At 62.4% G+C, this 21,353-nt stretch carries 21 protein-coding genes and 1 other RNA gene; 6 read left to right on the top strand and 16 right to left on the bottom strand.

The window, feature by feature from the left end; translation table 11 throughout:
* Positions 1-14: 14 nt before the first annotated feature.
* From murD to mraZ, 8 genes are all read right to left on the bottom strand, one after another.
* On the bottom strand, positions 15-1,406 hold the full coding sequence (gene murD, locus LQK84_RS09035) for a UDP-N-acetylmuramoyl-L-alanine--D-glutamate ligase (protein ID WP_230828378.1): 1,392 nt from the start codon (positions 1,404-1,406) through the stop codon (positions 15-17).
* A gap of 6 nt (positions 1,407-1,412) precedes the next feature.
* Positions 1,413-2,513 carry a phospho-N-acetylmuramoyl-pentapeptide-transferase gene (mraY, locus tag LQK84_RS09030; RefSeq protein WP_230828377.1) on the bottom strand — a complete coding sequence of 367 codons (1,101 nt, stop codon included), beginning with the start codon at positions 2,511-2,513 and terminating at the stop codon, positions 1,413-1,415.
* 24 nt (positions 2,514-2,537) lie between these two features.
* On the bottom strand, positions 2,538-3,971 hold the full coding sequence (locus LQK84_RS09025; protein WP_230828376.1) for a UDP-N-acetylmuramoylalanyl-D-glutamyl-2,6-diaminopimelate--D-alanyl-D-alanine ligase: 1,434 nt from the start codon (positions 3,969-3,971) through the stop codon (positions 2,538-2,540).
* Positions 3,968-5,431 carry a UDP-N-acetylmuramoyl-L-alanyl-D-glutamate--2,6-diaminopimelate ligase gene (locus tag LQK84_RS09020; RefSeq protein ID WP_230828375.1) on the bottom strand — a complete coding sequence of 488 codons (1,464 nt, stop codon included), beginning with the start codon at positions 5,429-5,431 and terminating at the stop codon, positions 3,968-3,970. Before LQK84_RS09020 ends, LQK84_RS09025 begins: the two co-directional genes overlap by 4 nt.
* 61 nt (positions 5,432-5,492) lie before the next feature.
* Positions 5,493-7,247, bottom strand: a complete 1,755-nt coding sequence (locus LQK84_RS09015) for a peptidoglycan D,D-transpeptidase FtsI family protein (protein ID WP_230828374.1) — start codon at positions 7,245-7,247, stop codon at positions 5,493-5,495.
* Positions 7,247-7,687 (bottom strand): cell division protein FtsL, encoded by a 441-nt coding sequence (gene ftsL, locus LQK84_RS09010; protein WP_230828373.1) that lies wholly within the window; start codon positions 7,685-7,687, stop codon positions 7,247-7,249. The genes LQK84_RS09015 and ftsL overlap by 1 nt, the downstream gene beginning before the upstream one ends.
* A 6-nt stretch (positions 7,688-7,693) precedes the next feature.
* Entirely contained in the window at positions 7,694-8,710 is a 1,017-nt protein-coding gene (rsmH, locus tag LQK84_RS09005; RefSeq protein ID WP_230828372.1) for a 16S rRNA (cytosine(1402)-N(4))-methyltransferase RsmH, read from the bottom strand.
* A gap of 38 nt (positions 8,711-8,748) precedes the next feature.
* Positions 8,749-9,171, bottom strand: coding sequence for a division/cell wall cluster transcriptional repressor MraZ (gene mraZ, locus LQK84_RS09000; RefSeq protein ID WP_230828371.1), 423 nt, complete (start codon positions 9,169-9,171; stop codon positions 8,749-8,751).
* A gap of 390 nt (positions 9,172-9,561) precedes the next feature.
* Between mraZ and LQK84_RS08995 the strand changes: the two genes are divergently transcribed.
* Both LQK84_RS08995 and LQK84_RS08990 read left to right on the top strand, forming a co-directional pair.
* Complete coding sequence (locus LQK84_RS08995; RefSeq protein ID WP_230828370.1) at positions 9,562-9,843, top strand: toxin-antitoxin system TumE family protein; 282 nt, start codon at positions 9,562-9,564, stop codon at positions 9,841-9,843.
* Positions 9,840-10,205 carry an HVO_A0114 family putative DNA-binding protein gene (locus tag LQK84_RS08990; protein WP_230828369.1) on the top strand — a complete coding sequence of 122 codons (366 nt, stop codon included), beginning with the start codon at positions 9,840-9,842 and terminating at the stop codon, positions 10,203-10,205. The genes LQK84_RS08995 and LQK84_RS08990 overlap by 4 nt, the downstream gene beginning before the upstream one ends.
* 56 nt (positions 10,206-10,261) lie before the next feature.
* Here LQK84_RS08990 and rnpB read toward each other — a convergent pair.
* Positions 10,262-10,654: RNase P RNA component class A (rnpB, locus tag LQK84_RS08985), an RNA gene on the bottom strand.
* Between the two features lie 155 nt (positions 10,655-10,809).
* The gene (locus LQK84_RS08980; RefSeq protein WP_230828368.1) at positions 10,810-11,064 is read right to left on the bottom strand and encodes a hypothetical protein; all 255 of its coding nucleotides are present in this window, start codon (positions 11,062-11,064) and stop codon (positions 10,810-10,812) included.
* 110 nt (positions 11,065-11,174) lie between these two features.
* Here LQK84_RS08980 and LQK84_RS08975 point away from each other — a divergent pair, with 110 nt between their 5' ends.
* Entirely contained in the window at positions 11,175-12,119 is a 945-nt protein-coding gene (locus LQK84_RS08975) for a LysR family transcriptional regulator (protein WP_230828367.1), read from the top strand.
* On the opposite strand, the gene LQK84_RS08970 is transcribed toward LQK84_RS08975, so the two are convergent.
* The gene (locus LQK84_RS08970; RefSeq protein WP_230828366.1) at positions 12,105-13,283 is read right to left on the bottom strand and encodes an NAD(P)/FAD-dependent oxidoreductase; all 1,179 of its coding nucleotides are present in this window, start codon (positions 13,281-13,283) and stop codon (positions 12,105-12,107) included. The genes LQK84_RS08975 and LQK84_RS08970 overlap by 15 nt on opposite strands.
* Between LQK84_RS08970 and LQK84_RS08965 the strand changes: the two genes are divergently transcribed.
* Positions 13,282-13,452 carry a hypothetical protein gene (locus tag LQK84_RS08965; protein ID WP_230828365.1) on the top strand — a complete coding sequence of 57 codons (171 nt, stop codon included), beginning with the start codon at positions 13,282-13,284 and terminating at the stop codon, positions 13,450-13,452. The genes LQK84_RS08970 and LQK84_RS08965 overlap by 2 nt on opposite strands.
* Positions 13,453-13,465: 13 nt before the next feature.
* Here LQK84_RS08965 and LQK84_RS08960 read toward each other — a convergent pair whose 3' ends face one another.
* The 3 genes from LQK84_RS08960 to LQK84_RS08950 all read right to left on the bottom strand — a co-directional run bounded on the left by LQK84_RS08960 (position 13,466) and on the right by LQK84_RS08950 (position 16,269).
* On the bottom strand, positions 13,466-14,248 hold the full coding sequence (locus LQK84_RS08960; protein ID WP_230828364.1) for a glycoside hydrolase family 25 protein: 783 nt from the start codon (positions 14,246-14,248) through the stop codon (positions 13,466-13,468).
* A 111-nt stretch (positions 14,249-14,359) separates the two neighbouring features.
* Positions 14,360-15,025 (bottom strand): class I SAM-dependent methyltransferase, encoded by a 666-nt coding sequence (locus tag LQK84_RS08955; protein ID WP_442966936.1) that lies wholly within the window; start codon positions 15,023-15,025, stop codon positions 14,360-14,362.
* Positions 15,022-16,269, bottom strand: coding sequence for a DUF3419 family protein (locus tag LQK84_RS08950; RefSeq protein WP_230828363.1), 1,248 nt, complete (start codon positions 16,267-16,269; stop codon positions 15,022-15,024). Before LQK84_RS08950 ends, LQK84_RS08955 begins: the two co-directional genes overlap by 4 nt.
* Before the next feature lie 228 nt (positions 16,270-16,497).
* On the opposite strand from LQK84_RS08950, the gene LQK84_RS08945 reads away from it, so the two are divergent.
* Both LQK84_RS08945 and LQK84_RS08940 read left to right on the top strand, forming a co-directional pair.
* Positions 16,498-17,994, top strand: a complete 1,497-nt coding sequence (locus LQK84_RS08945; protein WP_230828362.1) for a putative bifunctional diguanylate cyclase/phosphodiesterase — start codon at positions 16,498-16,500, stop codon at positions 17,992-17,994.
* Positions 17,995-18,123: 129 nt separating this feature from the next.
* Positions 18,124-19,494, top strand: coding sequence for a serine hydrolase domain-containing protein (locus tag LQK84_RS08940; protein WP_230828361.1), 1,371 nt, complete (start codon positions 18,124-18,126; stop codon positions 19,492-19,494).
* Between the two features lie 99 nt (positions 19,495-19,593).
* Here the strand turns inward: LQK84_RS08940 and LQK84_RS08935 are convergent, their stop codons facing one another.
* Together LQK84_RS08935 and LQK84_RS08930 are read right to left on the bottom strand one after the other, a co-directional pair.
* Positions 19,594-20,565 (bottom strand): lytic transglycosylase domain-containing protein, encoded by a 972-nt coding sequence (locus tag LQK84_RS08935; protein WP_230828360.1) that lies wholly within the window; start codon positions 20,563-20,565, stop codon positions 19,594-19,596.
* Between the two features lie 132 nt (positions 20,566-20,697).
* The gene (locus tag LQK84_RS08930; RefSeq protein WP_230828359.1) at positions 20,698-21,330 is read right to left on the bottom strand and encodes a LysE family translocator; all 633 of its coding nucleotides are present in this window, start codon (positions 21,328-21,330) and stop codon (positions 20,698-20,700) included.
* Positions 21,331-21,353: the final 23 nt, after the last annotated feature.

The following is a 21,353-nucleotide window of genomic DNA, read 5'->3' as shown; positions in this document are numbered from 1 at the left end:
ATCTCCCGCTGTGCTCAAACCAGCATCGTGATGCCATTGAGGCCGGACACGATCGCAACGAACGAATCACCACGGACCTCAAAATTCTTGTACTGGTCGAAGCTTGCGCAAGCCGGGGAAAGCATGACCGCCACAGGGCCGGTCTTGTCTTCCGCTGCATCCTTCGCCGCATGCGCGATCGCCAGGTCCAGCGTGCCGGAAATCTCGTAAGGCACCGCCTCGCCGAGCGTCGCGGCGAATTGCGGCGCAGCCTCCCCAATGAGATAGGCCTTGGCGATCTTCGAGAAGAGCGGCTGAAGCGCGGTGATCCCGCCCTCCTTCGGCAGGCCGCCGGCAATCCAGTAGATCCGATCATAGCTCGACAGCGCGGGCGCTGCGGCTTCGGCATTCGTCGCCTTGGAATCGTTGACGAAGGTGACGTGGTCACGCTTGCCGACCGGCTGCATGCGATGATTGAGACCCGGGAAGGAGCGGATGCCGGCGCGAATGTCGTCAAGGCTGACGCCAACGGCAAGGCAGGCACCAATGGCCGCAGCCGCGTTCTGGGCATTGTGCCCGCCGCGGAGCGTTTCGACGCCCTTGAGGTCCAGAAGCTCGGAGACCTGGCCAGCTTCCGCCCTCAGGATGCGGCTGCCATCGGCGAAGATACCATCCTTCAGCGCCAGCCGCCGCGAAATACGCGTCACGGCCACGCCTGCGCGCTCGATGCGGTCGGCAATCTGGCTGCAATAGCTATCATCGACGCCGACAATGGCGTTTTTGCTACCCGCGACCAGCCGTTCCTTCACATCCGCATAATGCTGCATCGTGCCGTGACGATCGAGATGGTCGGGAGTCAGGTTGAGCAGGATGCCGGCGGACGGATTGATCGAGGGTGCCAGATCGATCTGATAGGACGAGCACTCGACCACATAGAAACGATTGGCTGCCGGCGGAGCGAGCGTCAGAACCGCCGTCCCGATATTGCCGCCGAGCTGCGTATCGCGGCCCGACGATTTCAGGATATGGGCGATCAGCGCCGTCGTCGTCGATTTGCCGTTCGTGCCGGTGATCGCGATGAAGGGGCAATCGGGCGAAAGCCGGATGCGCTCGCGCACGAAGAGCTCGACATCGCCGATGATCTCGACGCCGGCGGCATGCGCCAGATCGACCGTCCAGTGGGGCTTCGGATGTGTCAGCGGCACCCCGGGCGACAGCACGAAGCAATCCATCACCTTCCAGTCGATGCCATGGAGATCGGCGGTCGCAATGCCCGCCGCCTTCGCCTTCTCGACGCTGGCAGGATTGTCATCCCACGCGGTCACATCCGCGCCGCCCGCCATCAGCGCCTGCGCCGTCGCAAGGCCGGAACCGCCTAGCCCGAAAAGGGCGACCTTTCGGCCGCCGAGTGAAGTGACCGGCATCATGGCAAATTACCTGAGCTTGAGCGTGGCAAGGCCGACCATGGCAAGGCCGACGGCGATGATCCAGAAGCGGATCACGACCTGGCTTTCCGTCCAGCCGAGCTTTTCGAAATGGTGGTGGATCGGCGCCATCAGGAAGACGCGCCGGCCGGTCCGCTTGAACCAGAAGACCTGGATGATGACCGACAGCGTCTCCATGACGAAGAGACCGCCGATGATCGCCATGACGATCTCGTGCTTGGTGGCAACAGCCACCGTGCCGATCATGCCGCCGAGTGCGAGCGAGCCGGTGTCGCCCATGAAGATGGCCGCCGGCGGCGCGTTGAACCAGAGGAAGCCGAGGCCCGCCCCGATGACCGCGCCCATGATGACGGCAAGTTCACCCGTGCCGGGCACGAAGTTGATCTGCAGGTAGTTCGCGAAGACCGCATTGCCGGCCAGATAGGCAATCACGCCGAAGGAGGCAGACGCAATCATCACCGGCACGATGGCGAGCCCGTCGAGGCCATCTGTCAGGTTCACGGCATTGCCGGCGCCGACGATGACGAAGCCGCCGAAGAGCACGAAGAACATGCCGAGATTGACGAAGAAGTCCTTGAAGAAGGGAAAGGCGATCGAGGTCCCGATGATCGAGCCGTTCGGCGCAGACGCCATTGCCGAGCGCATCATGAAATAGACTGCGATGCCGGCGATCACGAATTCGATGCCAAGGCGCGCCTTGCCGGAAAAGCCCTTGTCCGACTGCTTCGTGACCTTGAGATAGTCGTCATAGAAGCCGATCGCGCCAAAGCCGAGCGTGACCAGCAGCGTCGAGACGACATAGACATTCGACAGATCCGCCCACAGCAGCGAAGAAACGACGATGCCGGCGAGAATCATGAGGCCGCCCATGGTCGGCGTGCCGGCCTTCTTGAAATGCGTCTGCGGTCCGTCAGCACGGATCGGCTGGCCCTTGCCCTGGCGAATGCGCAAGGAAGCGATGATGCGCGGACCGAAGAGGAAAACGATGAAGGCGGAGGTGAAGAGGGCTGCGCCGGCTCTGAAGGTGATGTAGCGGAACAGATTGAAAAACTGGATATGATGCGACAGTTCCACAAGCCAGATCAGCATAGCGGCTCTTTCTAATTAAAGTTGTCAGACCCCAGCCGCGTTTGCAGGCTGGAATGCATTGAGAAGGGCCGCCGTGATCTTGCCGAATCCTGTCCCCAGCGACGATTTGACGACCAGCACATCGCCGTCGGATACATGAGAAACCGCATAGTCTGCAAGCTCTTCGGCAGTCTTCCTATAGGCAACGTCGGCCGAACCCGACATGGCTTCGGCAAGCATGCGCATGTCGCGCCCTGCAAGCCACAGATGCTTGATGCCGGCCTGCCGCAGCGGTTGTGCCAGATTGCCGTGAATGGCGGGCGAATTTTCACCCATTTCCAGCATGTCGCCGAGAACGGCAATCTGCCGCCCCTCGCCCGTTGCCGGCGTGCCCGCAAGCAGGCCGATCGCCGCACGCATGGAGGCAGGATTGGCATTATAGCTTTCGTCGATCAGCGTGAACATGCCCTTGCCCTCGCCGAGCGACAGGATATGCCGCTGGCCCCTGCCCTTTTCCGGCGTGAAGGAGGCAAGCGCTTCGGCCGCGCGATCGAGATCGGCGCCGGCGAGCGACACCGCACCGAGGACTGCCAGCGCATTTTCGGCAATATGCCGACCGGGCGCGCCGATCGTCACTTCGATCGTCCGTCCGCCGATGACGGCCCAGAGATTCGAACTCGTCGGATGGCCGTTGAACTCCGCAAGGCGGAAATCGGCACGCGCATTGTTGCCGAACGTGTGGATATGCGCGACGCGGTTCTCGATCGCCACCTTTTCGAGGATCGGAAACTGTTCGATATCGCGATTGAGGATCGCATGACCATCGACCTCGATGCCTTCGAGGATTTCCGACTTGGCATAGGCGATTTCTTCAATGGAGCGGAAATTGCCGAGATGCGCGCCTGCGACCGTCGTGATGATCGCAATGTCCGGCCGCACCATCGACACCAGGGCGCGGATTTCGCCCGGATGGTTCATGCCGATTTCGAAGATGCCGTAGTCGACATCCTTCGGCATGCGGGCAAGCGTCAGCGGCACGCCCCAGTGATTGTTGAACGAGGCGACGGAGGCGTGGACCGTGCCGGAGGATTCCAGCGCCTTGCGCAGCATTTCCTTGGTCGTCGTCTTGCCGACGGACCCCGTGACCGCGATCACCTTGGCCGCCGAGCGCAGCCGAGCGGCACGACCGAGGCGTTCAAGGCCCGCGAGCACGTCATCGACCACGATCATCGGCGTCGTTACGCGCCCCAGCGCCGGCAGCTTCGCCTCGCTGACGACCAGCAGCGCAGCACCATTGGCAGCGGCGACCGAGGCATAGTCATGCCCGTCCACCCGGTCGCCCTTGATGGCGAAGAAGGCCTCACCCTTGCCGATGGAACGGCTGTCGATGGAAATGCCGGTGACGCCAGCGGGCAGCGAGCCAAACGGCCTGCCATGCATCGCGCTGACGAGCTCATCGGACGTCCAGAGAGTGGTCAAGCCTGCATTCCTCCCAAAGCCTTGTCGATCTCGGCCTGATCCGAGAACGGCAGCACCTTGTCCCCGACGATCTGGCCTTCTTCATGTCCCTTGCCGGCGACAATCAGCGTATCCCCGGATTTCAGCATGCCGCAGGCGGTGCGAATTGCCTCCGCGCGGTCGCCGATTTCCAGCGCGCCGGGCGCCGATGCCATGATCTCCGAACGGATGACCGACGGCACTTCCGAACGCGGATTGTCATCCGTGACGATGACGACATCGGCAAGCCGAGAGGCGATCTCGCCCATCAGCGGCCGCTTGCCCTTGTCGCGGTCGCCGCCGCAACCGAAGACGACGATGACGCGGCCCGTCGTGAACGGACGAACCGAGGTCAGCACATTCTCCAGCGCTTCAGGCTTGTGGGCATAGTCGACATAGGCAAGCGCGCCATCGACCGTGTGGCCAACCAGCTCAAGCCGGCCCGATGCTCCGACCAGCTTGCCAAGCGCCGCCATCACTGCCGCCGGGCTGACCCCGGTCGACATGGCAAGACCAGCGGCAACCAGCGCATTGGCGACCTGGAAATCACCGGCGAGCGGGATATCGACTTCGTAGATATCGGCGCCGCAATGGATCTCGGCCGTCTGCTTGTGACGGAAATGCTCGACACGCTTCAGAGTCAGGAAGGTTCCCTTGCGGCCCACCGTCAGCACTTCGCAGCCGGCGCGGCCCGCCGCTTCGATGGCATGCAGCGAATAGGGATCATCGGAAAAGATCACCGCCGGCGCGCCTTTCGGCAGCAGGCTGAACAGCCGCATCTTGGAGGCGAGATAGTGCTCGATCGTCGGATGGTAGTCCATGTGATCGCGGCCGAGATTGGTGAAGGCCGCCGCGGCCAGCTTGACGCCGTCAAGCCGATGCTGATCGAGACCATGGCTGGAGGCTTCCATGGCGGCATGCGTCACGCCCTCGCGCGACAGTTCGGCCAGAAGCTTGTGCAGCGACACCGGGTCCGGCGTCGTCAGCGTGCCGTAATCCGTGCGACCGGGAGCGATGACACCCGTCGTTCCGATCATGGCCGCTGCAAATCCGGCATGCGCCCATATCTGGCGGGTGAAGGAGGCAACGGATGTCTTGCCGGCCGTTCCTGTGACCGCGGTCATGACTGCCGGCTGGGCACCGAAAAAGCGCGCGGCGGCCAGCGACAGGAAACGGCGCGGCTCGTCCACTTTCAGAACCGGCACGGACGCCTCGAAGGAGGCATTGCGGGAAATGACGATGGCGCTAGCGCCCTTGGTCACAGCCTCACCCGCAAAGGTCGAGCCATCGGCCTTGGAGCCTGCGATCGCCACGAAAAGTGCGCCATGGGCCACCTGACGGCTGTCGGCAGTGATGGATGTTACTCGAACGTCTCCGGCAGAGCCCGCAAGCAATGCATCGATTTCCGGAAAGTCTGAACCTGCGAGGTCACGAAGCTTCATCGATGATATTCGCCTTTCACGCCCGCCGTCCGGACGCCTCGAATCGGGTATTCGCCCTATATTAATATGAAACGAGCGTTGCCGATCCATCTGGGCCAAATTTCGGCTGAACGCCCAGAAGTGGCGCAATCCGGCCAATGACCCGGCCGACCATCGGGGTCGCGGTATTGCCGGCAAGATTGGAATTATGCTCGCCGGTGCGCGGATCGTCGATAAAGACCAGAACCACATATTGCGGATCGCTCATCGGGAAGGCAGACAGGAAGGCGTTGAAGTTGTGGCCGTTGACATAACGTCCACGGACGAGCTTTTCAGCCGTTCCGGTCTTTCCGCCGACATCGAAGCCCGGAACGCCGGCCTGTTTGCCGGAACCGACGGACTGAACCACGTTGTCGCGGAACAGTTTGCGCATATCGCGGACCGTCGTATCCTTGACCACCTTGACGGCAATCTTGTCCGCTTCCGTCCGCGTCCGCGGCAGGAAGGTCGGCTCGATAAGGTAGCCGCCGTTGACCAGGGCCGCGCCAGCCACAGCCGTCTGCAGCGGAGTCGTTGCCACACCGTGACCATAGGCAATGGTCATCGAATTGATGCGTTTCCAGACGCGCGGCTGCGAAGGCGTTGCCACTTCAGGAAGTTCGGTGTCCATGCGGGTCAAGAGGCCCATGCGCTGAAGAAACGCCTTGTGCGCGTCGATCCCAACGGAATCCGCCATGCGGGCGGCACCAATGTTCGAGGAATGCACGAACACTTCATCAACCGTCAGAACGCGGCGCGTGCCGTGAAAGTCATGGATGGTGAAGCCACCGATATAGAGCGGCTTGGTGGCGTCGAAGGTCGTTCCCAGCGTCATCGTGCCATAGTCGAGACCCATGGCGATGGTGAAGGCCTTGAAGGTCGAGCCCATTTCATAGGTGCCGGCCGAAACGCGGTTCAGGCGATCGGGGTCGAGCGCATGGGTCGGATCATTCGGATCGAAATCCGGGTAAGAGGCCAGAGCCATGACCTCGCCGGTATGCGCGTTGAGAACGACGCCACCCGCGCCGATCCCCTGATAGCGCTGCATCCCGTCGACCAGAACATCATGCAGCGCATTCTGGACGCGCAGGTCGATCGACAGCTTGACCGGCTCCAACTTGGCATCATTCGTCATGCCGACGGCAGCGAGATCGGCAAGCCCCTGGCTGTCGACATATTTCTCCATGCCGGCAATGCCGCGGTTGTCGATATTGACGAGGCCCAGAACATGCGAGGCGATGGAGCCGCCGGGATAGAAGCGGCGCTTCTCGGGCCGGAAACCGATGCCGGGAATGCCGAGCGCCAGGATCTGGCTCTGCTGGCGTGGCGTCAGCTGGCGGCGCAGCCACTGGAAATGGCTCTTGGAGGAAAGCTTGCGATAGGTCGACTTGGCATCGAGATCGGGCAATACACTGGAGAGCTCCTCCAGCGCCTCGTCCGGATCGATGATCTTGGACGGTTCGGCGTAGAGCGAGACGGTGCGGATGTCGGTCGCCAGAACCTGGCCGTTGCGATCCAGAAGATCGGGACGCGAGGCCAGAAGGTTGTCCGACGGCATGATGCTGGACACCGTCTCGGGCTTCGCCATGCCATACTCGACCAGTCGCCCGCCGATGATCACATAGGCGACCGTAAAGCCGGCGAAAATGATGCCGACGCGGCTCTTGGCCTGCGCACCCGAACGCTTGAGCGTACCCTCGAAACGGGCCTTGCCATCATTGGCACGACGCGCTCCGCGAGGCGTCGCAGAAAAGTGCGCCTTGCTCTTGATGTTCATGATGCGGGACAGGAATGACATCAGCGCTTCACCGATCCGGTCTTGATAGTATCTGTCTTGGTTGAGGGAGCCTTGGCCGTATCGCGCTTGGCAGGCGCGGGCCTGACCACCTCGTCGGTCTTGCGCGCATCCGGAGCAAGACCTGCCGCCTCTGCGTCAGCCAGCCCGACTTCCGCCTTCAGCATCGGCAGCTCCTTCGGCTGGATGATCTGGTTGGAATCCGTCTGCTGCAGCTTGAGATCGCCCTTGAACGTGTCGGCCAGCCGCGCCAGCCGGTTCGGCTGCGTCGCCAGCGCCCAGTCGGCCTTCAGCAGATCGATCGTATCCTTCTCCAGCTTGATCTCCGCATCGAGCCTGTGAACATCGTCAAGCACCGTCTCGGCCTTGTGCTTGATCGAATAGGTGATCGTCGCCGCCACCGTCATGATCACGATCAAGATGATATCGAATGTGCGAAACATGGACGGTCAGCTCCCCAGTTTTGCAAGACTTGCCAGATCAGGCAGATCGAAGATCGCCATGTCGGCAGGGCCGGCCGCAGCAGTGGTACGAATGCCGGCGCGAAGCTTGGCGGAGCGGGCGCGCGGATTGACCTCCGCCTCCGCATCGCTCGCCTGCAGCGCCGATTTGTAGACGAGATCGAAATGAGACGGCTTGTCATGCACCTGCGGCAGATGCCGCGAGCCCGCAGCCTTGCCGGAACGGTCGGAAAAGAAGCGCTTGACGATCCGGTCCTCGAGCGAATGGAAGGTGACGACGACGAGACGCCCGCCGGGCTTCAGGCTCGCTTCGGCCGCAAACAGCGCCTTGGCGAGTTCGCCCAGTTCATCGTTGACGAAAACGCGCAGCGCCTGGAAGACACGGGTCGCCGGATGGATCTTGTCCTTGGCCTTGCGCGGGGTCACGATCTCGATGAGACCTGCCAGATCGCGCGTCGTCTCGAACGGCTTCTCAGCTCGGCGCTTTTCGATGGCGCGGGCAATGCGCCCCGCCTGCTTTTCCTCACCGAGAAAGCCGAAGATGCGGATCAGATCGCCAACCTTGGCGCGATTGACGACATCGGCCGCACTGACGCCCGCTGACGACATGCGCATGTCGAGCGGCCCGTTCCGCTGGAACGAGAAACCGCGCTCGGCCTCGTCGATCTGCATGGAGGAAACACCGATGTCGAGCACCACGCCATCAAGCCCCTCGGCCGGCGCATGCGCCGCCAGATCGGAGAAACGCGAATGGACGAGCGTCAGCGCGCCAGCCGACTTTTCGACCAGAGCCTTGCCGCCAGCAATCGCATTCGGATCACGGTCGAGCGCGATCACGCGTGCGCCCGCACCCAGGATCGCGGACGTGTAGCCGCCTGCACCGAACGTGCCATCAAGAACAACCTGCCCCGGCTGAACCGCGAGCGCAGCCAGAACTTCCGGCAGCATGACCGGGATATGCGGACAGCCGTCCCCGTGAACGCCGTCAAACTCGTCCACCGACATGAAATATCCCCTCGTCGCGGGGCCTTGCCTTGTCAGCGTCAGCGCCCCAGCCCCTCGCGGGCCGCCTTCTGCGCAGCTTCCCACGCCTCCGGCTGCCACAACTGGAAATGATCCCCTCGCCCCACAAAGGCGACGTGATCGGTAATGCCCGTGAAGCTGCGGATGAAGTCCGTGACCATCAACCGCCCCTCCTGATCGAGCCGCATGAAGACGCCGCCACCATGAACCAGCAGCGACATCCGATTGGCTTCCGGCGAGAATGGGTCCGCCACCTCGATCCGCTTTTCGAGGCGCGTCAGCAGCTCGGGGCCACCAACGCTGATCGCCGGAAACACAAAGTCCTGGAAACAATAGAGATCCTGCACATCCGCCGAAGCAAGAATGGAACGGAAGCTCGCGGGCACCGAGACGCGCCCCTTGGCATCGATCCTGTTCACCGAATTCGACAGGAAGCGGATCATGACGCGATACAACCGTTTCCGAAATGGAAGAGCGGATCATCCGCCCAACCTCGCCCGCCTCAAGTCTCCCGCATGAGACCCGGCAGGCAAACCGCCGCTGCAGAGCAAAAAGGGTACTAAACCCTTCCACCTTCTGCATTTTTCGGACGCTTACAGGCATCCTTTCGGCTGACTTATGGGATAGCATGGGACCACATGGGCGTCAATGGGAAACGGCATTTCGAGCGGCGCGCGCACTCGAAAAATTATTAAGCCGTTAAACTTAATGAAGTTTTAAACGCGGGAGGATGCGAGTCGCAGCATGGGGGAGAGCAGCGGCAAATCAGCATCCGAAAACATGTGCCGTTGTTGGTATTGACAACACCTATCTATGTTGTCACGATGAACAACATGAAGGCCATTCTGCTTCAGAAATATCGGGAAGTCCTGTCCGACGAGGCCTTCTACGAGATTGTGCTCTGGCACTTGCCGGACCCGATGCCAGGCAGCGAGCACCGCTATAAATACCGCTTAGCGCTCGTCGTCAGAGGCGACTGCGTGCTGCGCTACGACAATGAACGCGGCAAGGGCGATCACCGCCACATCAACGGCCGCGAAGAGCCGATCGCGTTCACCGACCTGAAGGCATTGCTTCGCAGCTTCCGCGACGACATGGAAAGGATCATGACATGACGACACTGACGGTCCGGCTGAGCAATTTCGAGGATGCTGAGGCACGGCTTCTGGAAGCCGCGGAACGTGCGGAATCCGGACGTGCATCCGAAGCGACACCGACACTCGGCTTTTCGAGCTATGAGGTCATGCATCGCATTCTCGCGCCGTCCCGGCTTGAAATCGTCAAGACGCTTGTCGGTACCGGCCCGCTTTCGATCCGCGAGGTCGCCCGCCGGCTGGACCGCGACGTCCAGGCCGTCCATCGCGATGTGATGACGCTCATCAACAGCGGCGTGATCGACCGCGGCGAAAAAGGGATCGAATTCCCCTACGACGGCATCCGTTTCGAATTCGACATCAAGGCGGGCAAGGCCGCCTGACGCCACGCCCTGCCCTCGCGCAGCGCCGGCGCGCCGAGCACCCGTCAAAAGAAAAATTCGCCAGTTGGCCTGTAAGCCGGGTTCTGTATGGCTCCGGCGAACCGGAACGTGGCAGCCATTCATCTGGGACGACATTTGCACGTCGCCTCTCGCAACCCACCCGGATGACTGGCCCGGAAACAGGCTGACGGGTTGCCCCGCCGCGTCATCCCTATTCGGTCTTGCTCCCGGTGGGGTTTACCGTGCCGCCCCTGTTGCCAGGGTCGCGGTGGGCTCTTACCCCACCCTTTCACCCTTACCTTCCAATGGAAGGCGGTTTGCTTTCTGTGGCACTTTCCCTAGGGTCGCCCCCGCCGGACGTTATCCGGCACCGTGTTTCCGTGGAGCCCGGACTTTCCTCCCGCCATCGCCTTTCGGCATTGATGACGCGCGGCTGCCCGGCCAACTGGCGCGCGGGTGATAGCGTCTTTGCGCCGAAAAGACCACAGCAAATCCGCTGATCTGAAAAACAGCCGCCAAGACGGGATCGGCCCGAACGCCGTCTCTGGCATTCGGGCCGACAATCTACCGATAGGGGCGCGCCATGAGCGAGTGGCGCCGGAACTCATGCCCGCCAGAACGGCTTGCGGGCTTCCCGCTCGGCCTCGCGCCGGGTGTAGCCCGCGTCTTCGAGCGTCGTCTCAGTCATCGTTTCCAGGTCGCGGAGCATTTCGCGCCGCATTCTACGCCGCTCCTGCCAGACCTTGAATATGGCCAGCAGCGCATCGAAATGAGTGGCGTGACGCGAACCTTCCACCAGAAGCGCGGCAAGCTGCCGCTGTTCGTATCGTCTGTAGTCACCTTCAATTGCGTGCCGCATGGCCCATCTCCTTTTTCCACGCTTGGGAAGATAGCTTCTTTCGTCACCCGGAAAAATTGAATAATGAGAACAGACTATGTGAGAAAAATTCCAACAGTTGGAACCGCCCCATGGACAAGCTGCCGCCGCTGACCTCGCTTTCCGCGCTGGAAGCATTCTTCCGCACAGGCTCCGTCGGCGGCGCTGCCGATATGCTCGGCCGTACACACAGCGCGGTCAGCAAACAGCTTCATCAACTGCAGGACCATGCGGGAACCGAGCTTTTCATCAAGCGCGGCCTGCAGCTGGAACTGACCGACGAGGGCCGCCAGCTTGCCGAAACCGTTGCCCGCAGCATGGACGAGATGCGCCGCACCTACACGGCGATCACCGGCGGCGGACGCGCCTCGGTCACGGTCGCGGCAAGCTCGACCTTCGCCCGCCAATGGATGATCCCGACAATCGCCCGCTTCAATGTCGATTATCCCGATATCGACGTGCTGATCCGTCTCACAGGCCCGCATGGCAGCCGCCGGCTGGAAGGCCCGGTCGATCTCGTCGTCTCCTGGGATCGGCTTCTGAGCCCGAATGTCGAACATCCCGACGCCCGCCCGCTGGGCGACGTGCATATCGGCGTCGTTCTTGCGCCCGGCTATCCCTACGAGATGACCGAGACCACGCTGAAGGTCCCGGCAGTGATCCATCGCCGCGAGGGCGAGGCTGCCTGGAAACGCTGGTCCGAGCTTGCCGGCCTGACGATCCTGCGCGAGCGCGAACTGACCTTCGATCTCTCCTCGCTCGCCTTCGAAGCGGCCGAGCGCGGCATGGGTGCGACGCTGGCGCCGAAATTCCTGATCGAGCGGGAGCTGAAGAACGGCAGCCTGATTGCGCCCGCCGGTTTCCTGACATTCGAGGACGGTCTGCTGGTGCGCCCGTCCAGCGAGCGGCCGAAGACATCGAAGCCCGCGCAGGTCTTCATGAACTGGCTGGTCGAGAACGCCCAGCTCGGTCCGGATGGCTTCATGACGGTTGCCGAGCGCGACTGGCCATTCGCCTCGCTCTCACTCGACTGGTGAGAAATCGAAATCGAACGAACTGATCCTGTCCTCGAAGACGAGCTCGGCACCAAGCCGGCCGATCTCGTCGGAGCTTTTCGCCGCCGCCCCGCAGCCGCCCGTCACCACCGCAATCCGCCCCGGCACCACCCAGCCGATAGCCGGATATCCGGTAGAGGTATACGAAGTGACGCAAGAGGCCGACGAGACAGACAGAACGTTCAGCCCCGGCACCAGCGCCTTCATCCGCGCCACCAGATGCTCCCGCGCATGCGGGCGCCCATCGCTGCGGAACCATTCGCCCAGCTGTTCCGGTTGAAGCTGCATCTCATCCGGATCGCCGCCGATCTTCAGATAGAACTTGCCATCCGGATAGCGGATCGGCGGAAGCATGTAGATGTCGCCGCGCGCCTCCACGGCCTTGTGGATCATCGACGGCATCGCGCTCATGGCGGCAGCATCCGCCTCGCTCACCTCGAAGAAGGTGACCGTGCGGCCATAAACCTTCAGATCAAGAGGCCGCGGCAAGAGCCCGTCCTGAATCGAGAAACCGCCCGCGGCGCAGAGCACGCGCTCCGCCTCGACCACTTCGCCATCGGCAAGCGTGATCACCACATGTCCGCCCGCCTCGCGGATGGAGGAAACCGCTGCATCGATGCGCGTCGCCCCTGCCCGCTCGGCCAGTTGCGCCTGCGCCATCACCAGCCGGCGCGGGCTGATATGCCCCGCCCCGCTCGCCTCGAAAATGCCTTCGGTACCGGCTGGAAACGAAAACCACGGAAACCGGGATTGCATCTCAACCTGCGAGAGCCGGTCCGCCGCCACATCCGCAACGCGCGCGGCGTTCTCCGTCCGCTCGACATAGTGCCGCCCCTCCTCGGTGCCCGCCCCGGTCAGCAGGCTGCCAACCTCGCGGTAGAAGGCAATGCCGGTCGCCGCCTCGATATCGCGATACCGGCTGATCGAATTGCGGGCGAGCTGTGCCCAGACCGGATCGGGATCGATCGTCCGGGTAATGCGCCCCTCGTCGTAATGGCTTGCGAAAACGCCCTGATGATGCGCCTTGTCCGCCGGCTCAGAAGGCCCGATCAACGCGACGCCTTCGGACATGTTGGCAAGATGCCGCGCCGCCGCCGCGCCCATCAGGCCGCAACCGATGACGGCATGGCGAAAACGTGTGGGCATGGGCATCTCCTTCGCAAAATCAAAAGCTTGCGGCGAAAAGATGAATCAACCTGCCAAGCCGCTCAGGGCTTTTCTTAGCAAGTCTTGCGCCCGGCTTGAAGCAGACAGCCGCCGAAAACAGACCACCCGCGACACTATGCGCGTCGCGGGTGGCTTTTTGTTCGTCTGATCAGGAAAGCGCCTCAGCGCGCATCCGCATAGGCCAGCCAGGACTTCCAGTTGTCCTGCGTGCCGGCAAAGACGTTGATGTCGGTCTGACCGCCAACGCCCGGAACGATGCCGGTGGAAGTGTACTGCCAGAAGGCCCATTTGCGATCGGCATATTTCTCTTCCGGATGCGAGGCAACGGAGCGCAGCCAGAACTGGTAGTCCTTGAAATAGCCGACGAAGTTGTCGCGATGGAAATCGACGGACGTGTAGATGATCGGCTTCTTGCCGTAATAGGCTTGCAGCCGGTCCATGAAGCGCTTCATGTCGGCGCGGACTGTCGCCGGATCGGGCCTGAGCTTGCAGGTCGGCGACGCCGGGTTCCACTCGGCATCAAGTACCGGCGGCAGCTTGACCGCCTCGCGCGGCACGTTGGCGATGAACCAGTCGGCCTGCTGGTCGGGTGTCGAGCAGAAATAATAGAAGTGATAGGGCGCATAGGCGACGTTCGCCGCCCTCGCCCCGCGCCAGAATTCGTCGAACTTCGGATCGATCCGGTCCTTGCCTTCGGTCGCCTTGATGAAGGCGAAGGAGATGCCGGACTTCTTGGCCGTCTGCCAGTCCACGCGTTCGTTGTACTTGGAAACGTCGACCCCATGGATCGGATGTTTGTGCGGACTGCGCGCGCCGAAATCCTGCGGATCGGCGTCCTTGAACTTCGAGGACAGCGCAGCTGTCTTCATCAGGTCGTAGTCGGTGCTCGTGCAGCCGGCAACGAGGGCAGCAAGCGGCAGCAAAGCCAGGGCGAAACGGCGCATGAAAGTCCCGCAAATCAACGAGTCGGAAGGATGTTATCCTCTTCGGGCACGTTGTAAAGAAGGCCCGTCAAGACATGACGTTCAGCCAATCATGACAGGGTAAATAAAACGTTACGCGGCGGGCTTGGTGATGCAGGCCGACCACGCATAACCGCGATAGAGCGGCCGGAATTCCGACTGGCAACCATGACGCTCCGCCACGGCCCGAACGGCGCTGGCAAGCTCGGCGCGCGGATCGACGTGGAAACGCGCCAGCCACGCTTTCAGCATGCGCCGGAACCAGCCCGGCAATTGCTCCTGCTGGCCGAAATCGACGATGTGAAGCCGTCCACCGGGATTGAGCGCGGCAACCGCCACGTCGATCGTCGCCTCCCAGGCCGGGATCATCGACAGCGCATAGGAGATCATGATCCGGTCGAAACCGGGACGTCCGAAATCCTCGGAAGCGAAGGCAGACGCGTCGCCGGCCTTCAGGACGGTATCGGACGGCAGCTTGGCACGCGCCGAGATCAGCATTTCCTCGGAAATGTCGAGCCCATAGAGCCGGCAGCCGGGAAAGAACGCCCCTGCCAGCGCGAGATTGCGCCCGGTGCCGCAGCCGAGTTCCAGAATGCTCTGGCCGGGTTCTGCCGCCAGTTCGCGGATCGCCCGGTCGCGGCCCAGCAGGTAGTATTTCCGCGTCAGGTCATAGATGTGGCGCTGGGTGCGATACATCCTGTCCATGCGCGCGGCATGCAGGGCGTCCGCGGCGACGTCAGCGTTTCCCAGCACGCTCACGAGGCTTTCCTGTAGACGTGGAAGCCGCCATAGATCGCCGAGCGGTCACGGGCGAGCAGTTCATTCGAAAGATCGGGCAGATAATCCCAGGGCTCCAGCGTGCGCGGATCGAGCTTGGCTTCGAGCGGGCTGGCGACGGCCGCCGTCCGGAAGATCACGCGGGCGCCGGGGGCTGCGGCCCGGTTGATCTCGGTCCACAGCTCGTTGAGCTGCCCCGCCGTCATCCAGTCCTGCGCGTCGAGGAGAACGAAGCGATCGACCGAGCCAGCGCGCTTCTGCTTCAGAAGCTCCGTGAAGCTCTTGTGATGCACTTCAACCCGACGGGCATTGGCGCGGATCTTCGAGAAACTGTCCGGATGCAGATAGAGCGGCAGGCTGCCCTCGTGCGACGAGGGATAGCGGCGCGAGAAGGCCTGCCAGGCGAAATAATTGTCCTTGAGCGGGAAGCCGCAGGCGAGCTTTTCCAGCCGCTCGCGCAGCACGTCGGCGACATGGCCGGAGGCACTGCTGGCGGCGAGCTCGTCATATTGTTGCGGCGGAATGCCGAGACCGAAGAGCGAGCTCTTGCGGCTGGTGATCCAGCGCACCAGACCGCTGTCGAACATCGGCGCGATCTCTCGATCGAAGATCTCCCGCTGCTCTTCGAGCGTGCGCGCCGCCATCAGCCGGTCGAAGGTCTTCCCATGCAGACGCGCAGCCAGATGCCCTGCCCCGATGAAACGACCGAGAAGGCCGGTGCGATAGATGTTGCGGTCGAAGGTCGAGATCCGGCGGCGGCCGAGCTTGTCGCGACCGTTCCAGTACTGGAAGGTCTCCAGATCGAGACCGGGCGCGATGAACCGGTCAAAGGCGTCCGAGTTGGCGGCATTGCCGGGCTCGGCAAACATGCGGCGGACGTCGGCGTAAGACGGCAGCGTCTCGAAGGCGGCAAGCTTCAGCCGGTTCAGCGCGACGTGATGGTGATTGAGGTCGACGACGTCGATCCGCGCCGGGCCCTGGGCGAGATAGGCCAGCATGTTGCAGCCGCCCGAACCGATGGTGACGATGCTGTGATGGGGCTCAAGCCGCATCGCCTCGATATCGACAGCCGGGTCCTCCCAAATCTGTGGATAGACGAGCCCGGAGAACATCAGGCCGAAGAGCCGTTCCGACAGGCCTTTGCCGCTCAGCGCACGATGCCTGATGAAGGCTGACTTGAGCCTTGTATTCTTTAAGTATCCGGTAATCGGAGCGATACCCGTCATCGGCGCTGAACCCCATTGAAATCATTCAAAGCGGGCGCAGTCTTAGTCACGATTCGCTACAGTTTCATGACCCTTCACGATGCATTAACCGGATTGGATAAACACTCATTAACGCCTCTCGCTCTAGAGTCCGCGCACAGACCAGGAGCGTTTAACATGATGTTAAATTCGTTTCTGCCGAAAATTGAGCAACGTTATGTTTTCGTTGGTTCGGCAGTTGGTGCGGTTTTGCCTGCATCATTCTTTTTCATTGCCAGATATGCCGGATACAGCGGATCGTTCCTGACATGGGCGTTTGAAAACCCGTCGCAGTTCACGCTTGCCGCGATGCCTGCCTGGATGGGGCTCGTGGCGCTGCAGTTTGCGCGCAACCGCCGCCGGCAGATGGAGGCAGACGATGCACGCCGCCAGCAGGAGCAGCGCCTGCTTCACGATGCGCTGCACGACCACCTGACCGGCATGAAGAACCGCGCCGCCTTCCACACGGCAGCGCGCCGGATAGCGGTGGAGAGCCAAAACTACGCGCTGCTTCTGCTCGACCTCGACAAGTTCAAACTCGTCAACGACACCAAGGGCCACCAGGCCGGCGACCAGCTGCTCATCGAGATCGCCACGCGCCTGAAGGCGCTGGAAGCCAGCCATGACAACATCTCGGCCTACCGGCTGGGCGGTGACGAGTTTGCGGTCTTTGTCCATGCCAGCGTCAGCCACGATCACCTGTCCGGCCTCGGCGAAGCGATCGCGGACCTCGTCTGCGAGCCGGTCAAGCTCGACGATAGCACGGTGGACGTTGGCGTCAGCATCGGCATAGCGGAGGCCTTGCGCCCGACGGAACCGATCAAGGATGTGATGCAGCGTGCCGATCTTGCGCTCTACAGTGCCAAGGACCGCCCGGGCTCCTCTGTCATGTTCTATGACAAGGTGCTGGCCGAGGCCTCGCTGAGCCGTCTCGAAATGGAGCGCGATCTGGTCAGCGCCATCGCACAGGGCGAACTGATGCTGGAGTTCCAGCCGATCCTGTCGTCCGGCGACGGCCACATCGTGGCGATGGAAGCACTGCTGCGCTGGCTGCATCCGCAAAAGGGCCTGATCAGCGCCGAGCGCTTCCTGCCCGCCGCCGAACGCTGCGGCCTGACGCGCAAGATAGACGCCTGGGTGCTCAATGCCGCCTGCATGGACGCCGCAGGCTGGCCAGGCCAGGTGGCCGTATCGGTCGCCATTTCAAAGGCCGAATTCGAGGACGACAATTTCCCCGCCCGTCTCGTGCGCTGTCTCGACCGCTCGGGCCTTCCGCCGCAGCGCCTGACGATCGAACTTTCCGAAAGCGTCATTTCGCTTGGGATGGAGCGCGTGCGCGAACGTCTGGAGCAGCTTCATGCACTTGGCGTCCGGGTGACCCTGCATGATTTCGGTCTTTCCCTGCACGCCCTTCATCAGGTCATCAAGATGGACGTCGACGGCCTCAGGCTTGAGCGCTCGCTGACGCAAAGCGTACTCACCAGCACCGAGGGTGCCGGACTGATGGACGCGATGATGCAGTTCGGTGCCGCCATCAAGGTGGCAAACGCCAACATCCCCGAAAGCAACGACAACACGATCGACTTCGTCCGCCACAGGGGCGCGACACAGGTGCAGGGCTATCTGTCGTCCACGCCGCTGGCCGCATCGGCCGTGTCCGAGTTCATCGCCAACCGAGCAGGTCCGGACACCGCGCGCCGCGCCTGAAAGATTCCCCCTGCACGACATTGTTCAGCAATGGACAAGCCTGTCTCTTTGCTGTTCATTCTGGGTTTGCAGCCCTCAATGAACGGCGCGCCGTCGCGCGCATGAAAAGCCCCGGCTGCGGGAGGCTCCATGCGTATCATCTTCAAGCTGTTGAAATGGTTCTTCGGCGCGCTTGTCGCCGCCGTCATCGTTTTCCTCGTCACCATTCGGGTCGCCCCGCCGGAACTGCTGCAGGTCGGCGACAGCTATGCGGCCAAGATCGCCTGCTCCAACGTCTTCCTTGCCGGCCGTGACGCACAGAAGGTGCTGGCCGACGACGTGCAGGCGCCGGGCAACCCGATCCTCAAGGCCGTCATGCTCGATGTCGACAAGGACAAGGGCAAGGTGACAGCCCGCCTGCTCGGCTATGCCGCCCCGCGCAGCTCCGTCTACCGCCCCGGCTACGGCTGCATGAACCTTGCCGACGAGGCGATTGCGCCGACCGCCCTGCCCGCGCCGCCGCAGCCGACGGTCCCCGACGCCAATGCGGAATGGCCGGTCGGCAACCATGCCGGTGCCAGCTTCGATCCGGCACTCGCCGGCATTCTCTCGGACGACGCACTGCGCGGCCCCGGCATGCGCGCCATCGTCGTCGTTCACCACGGCAAGATCGTCGCCGAGACCTATGGCGCAGGTTTCGATGACAAGACGCCGCTGATCGGCTGGTCGATGACGAAGACAGTGAATGCGATCCTCGCCGGCCGCGCCGCGCAGATGGGCCTGCTCTCGTTCGACGAAAAGAACCTCTTCCCCGAATGGGCGAAGGACGATCGCAAGGACATCAGCTTCAAGAGCCTTGCCGGTATGCAGAGCGGGCTCGTCTTCAACGAGGATTACGGCGACGTGTCCGACGTGACGCGCATGCTCTATCTGCAGCCGGACATGGCGAAATTCACCATCTCCCAGCCGCTCGCCGCCAAGCCCGATACGCAGTTCAACTATTCGACCGGCACGTCGGTCGTGATTGCGCGCTACTGGATGAACAAGATGCCGGACAAGGCGACGGCGCTGGCCTTCCCGCGCAAGGAACTGTTCAATCCGCTCGGCATGCAGTCCGCCGTTCTGGAAGTCGACCAGACCGACACATTCGCCGGCGGCTCCTATCTCTACGCCTCGGCGCGGGACTGGGCGCGCATAGGCCAGTTCCTGCTGCAGGATGGCGTCTGGAGCGGAACCCGGCTGGTCGGCGAAGACTTCATGAAGATGATGCGCACCGCCAACTCGACTTCGGACGGCGTCTATACGCAGATGCAAAGCTGGCTCGCGGGGCCAGGTGAAGAACCAAACGCCTCGTTTGGTGCGCCCGCTGATGCCTTCTGGCTGCAGGGCCACGATGGCCAGACGGTGGCTGTCGTCCCCTCTCGCGATCTTGTCGTCGTCCGCATGGGCCTGACGCCGAGCCGCCTTGGCTACCGGCCGCAGAAGCTGCTGGCAGCGGTCGCCGGAAAGCTCAAGGACTGAGGCCGTCTTTCGAGCGCGAGCGCCCTCCCCGAACAGAAAGGCTCCGGACTTGATCCAAGTCCGGAGCCTCTTTTCATTCAGGCGACGACGCCGAAGTGCTTACTGGATGTCGTCCAGAAGCCCCTTGCGCTTGGCGTCATAGTAATAGCCGGTGCGATAGAGCCAGTCGGCGGCCTTCTCGTTCTTGCCGGCGACGATCCAGGCGCCACGGAGATATTTCACCGCGTATTTCAGATTGGTCTCGGCATCGAGCAGGCCGGTCGGCGCACCGTCGTAACCCAGGCTCTTGGCCGTGTTGTAACGGATCTGCATCAGGCCGTAATTGCCGCGATGCTGGGCACGCGGATTGTAGGTGCTTTCGCGCTTGGCAACGCGATGAACCAGCGTTTCCGGTACACCATAGATGGACGCGTATTTCGTGATCAGCAGATTGATTCGATCGCTGTTGCCACCCGGGGCCATCGCGATGGTCATAGAGGCCGGCGCGTCGGCCATGACAAGACCGGAGCCCTGCATGGCCTGGGTCTGTGCGGCAAAGGCGTCGCTGCTCGCCGGCAGCGGCGGTGCGGCATAGGCGAGCGAGGAATTGACGCTCGTGGCCGGTGTGTTGACGGCTTCGGCCAGTTCGACGGTCGGGCCGGACTTTTCGGCAGCAGCCGTCACCGGGTCACCCGCCTTGGCCGGGCAGTTGACCGCCGGAGCGGCAGCGGACGCTGCCTTTGCGGTCGGTGCTCCGGCAGCAGGCGCCGTCGCGTTTGCAGCGCCAGCGGCGCAAAGAGCCGCCTGTTCGCGGGCTGCGGCCGCGGCGGCTGCCGCAGCGATACGCTTTTCTTCCATAGCCTTGGCGCGGGCGTTGGCGACTTCGGTCTCCATCTGAGCCATGGCCTGAATATCGTCAGCCGACGGAATGCCTGCGATCTGCGTTCCGGGCTTGGCCGAGGGAACAACAATCTGTTCCGACATCAGCTGGTCAACCGGTGTCTGGACGACCGACGTACACCCTGCTGCAAACAGCGCTGAGAGTACACCAGTGGCGGCCAGGCCGGTTTTGACGGTCTTCTTCAAAATCACGCGGTCATGTTCCCCGTTGATCCCACGGCCGATCACAAGTTTGTGACCGCTCCGATAATACTCTCTTAACCACGAATAAGGCAAATTCGTGTTATGCTTGTGGCGAAATTTCGCCAAGGACTTACAGAGGCCTCAAGCGGCACGGCTGTAAATGGCCGTTACGGTGCCTGCCGAGATCAGCATGGCACCGCCCGTACGATTGACCGTCTTCTGCACCGAAGCCTTACGGATGAGGCTGCGGGCGCGGTCAGCCAGGAACGCATAACCCAGCGCGTTCAGTGTGGCAAGGGTGACGAATGTCAACTCCATGACGACCATCTGCGGCAGGAACTCGGCATTCCGGTCAATGAACTGCGGGACGAAGGACACGAAAAAGATGAGGCTCTTCGGGTTCAGCGCGGTCACCATGAAGGCGTGAATGAAGATCCGGTGGGACTTCCGCTCCGGCAGATTGTCGTTATCGCTGATGGGTCCGGTCTGGATGGGGGCGCGCCAAAGCTTGATGCCGAGATAGATCAGGTAGGCCCCGCCTATCCAGCGCAGCACGGTGAAAAGCTCGGCCGAAGTGGCCAGCAACGCCCCGAGCCCGAGCATCGAGGCCGTCATCGCCACAAAGTCGCCGAGCGCCACGCCCGATGCCGTCACTGCCGCGGTCTTTCGGCCATAGCCGAGCGAATAGGACACGACGAGAAGGATGGTCGGGCCCGGAATGACAAGGATCACCGCGGCCGCAGCCGCGAATGCCAGCCAGGTTTCAACGGACATGATTGCCTCCAAATGTCGGCCGC

The sequence above is a fragment of the Rhizobium sp. C4 genome (assembly GCF_021026315.1).
Lineage (GTDB): Bacteria > Pseudomonadota > Alphaproteobacteria > Rhizobiales > Rhizobiaceae > Ensifer_A.
Note: the sequence above shows the minus strand (reverse complement) of the source record. Positions and strands in the feature narration are given on the sequence as shown.

Coding starts and splice junctions, on each gene's coding strand:
- LQK84_RS08995 (WP_230828370.1), top strand. CDS start 9,562: ATGAAGGCCATTCTGCTTCAGAAATATCGGGAAGTCCTGTCCGACGAG.
- LQK84_RS08990 (WP_230828369.1), top strand. CDS start 9,840: ATGACGACACTGACGGTCCGGCTGAGCAATTTCGAGGATGCTGAGGCA.
- rsmH (WP_230828372.1), bottom strand. CDS start 8,710: ATGTCGGTGGACGAGTTTGACGGCGTTCACGGGGACGGCTGTCCGCAT.
- LQK84_RS09020 (WP_230828375.1), bottom strand. CDS start 5,431: ATGAAGCTTCGTGACCTCGCAGGTTCAGACTTTCCGGAAATCGATGCA.
- LQK84_RS08965 (WP_230828365.1), top strand. CDS start 13,282: ATGGGCATCTCCTTCGCAAAATCAAAAGCTTGCGGCGAAAAGATGAAT.
- LQK84_RS08970 (WP_230828366.1), bottom strand. CDS start 13,283: ATGCCCACACGTTTTCGCCATGCCGTCATCGGTTGCGGCCTGATGGGC.
- LQK84_RS08950 (WP_230828363.1), bottom strand. CDS start 16,269: ATGACGGGTATCGCTCCGATTACCGGATACTTAAAGAATACAAGGCTC.
- LQK84_RS08960 (WP_230828364.1), bottom strand. CDS start 14,248: ATGCGCCGTTTCGCCCTGGCTTTGCTGCCGCTTGCTGCCCTCGTTGCC.
- ftsL (WP_230828373.1), bottom strand. CDS start 7,687: ATGTTTCGCACATTCGATATCATCTTGATCGTGATCATGACGGTGGCG.
- murD (WP_230828378.1), bottom strand. CDS start 1,406: ATGATGCCGGTCACTTCACTCGGCGGCCGAAAGGTCGCCCTTTTCGGG.
- LQK84_RS09015 (WP_230828374.1), bottom strand. CDS start 7,247: ATGTCATTCCTGTCCCGCATCATGAACATCAAGAGCAAGGCGCACTTT.
- mraY (WP_230828377.1), bottom strand. CDS start 2,513: ATGCTGATCTGGCTTGTGGAACTGTCGCATCATATCCAGTTTTTCAAT.
- mraZ (WP_230828371.1), bottom strand. CDS start 9,171: ATGATCCGCTTCCTGTCGAATTCGGTGAACAGGATCGATGCCAAGGGG.
- LQK84_RS08940 (WP_230828361.1), top strand. CDS start 18,124: ATGCGTATCATCTTCAAGCTGTTGAAATGGTTCTTCGGCGCGCTTGTC.
- LQK84_RS08980 (WP_230828368.1), bottom strand. CDS start 11,064: ATGCGGCACGCAATTGAAGGTGACTACAGACGATACGAACAGCGGCAG.
- LQK84_RS08930 (WP_230828359.1), bottom strand. CDS start 21,330: ATGTCCGTTGAAACCTGGCTGGCATTCGCGGCTGCGGCCGCGGTGATC.
- LQK84_RS08975 (WP_230828367.1), top strand. CDS start 11,175: ATGGACAAGCTGCCGCCGCTGACCTCGCTTTCCGCGCTGGAAGCATTC.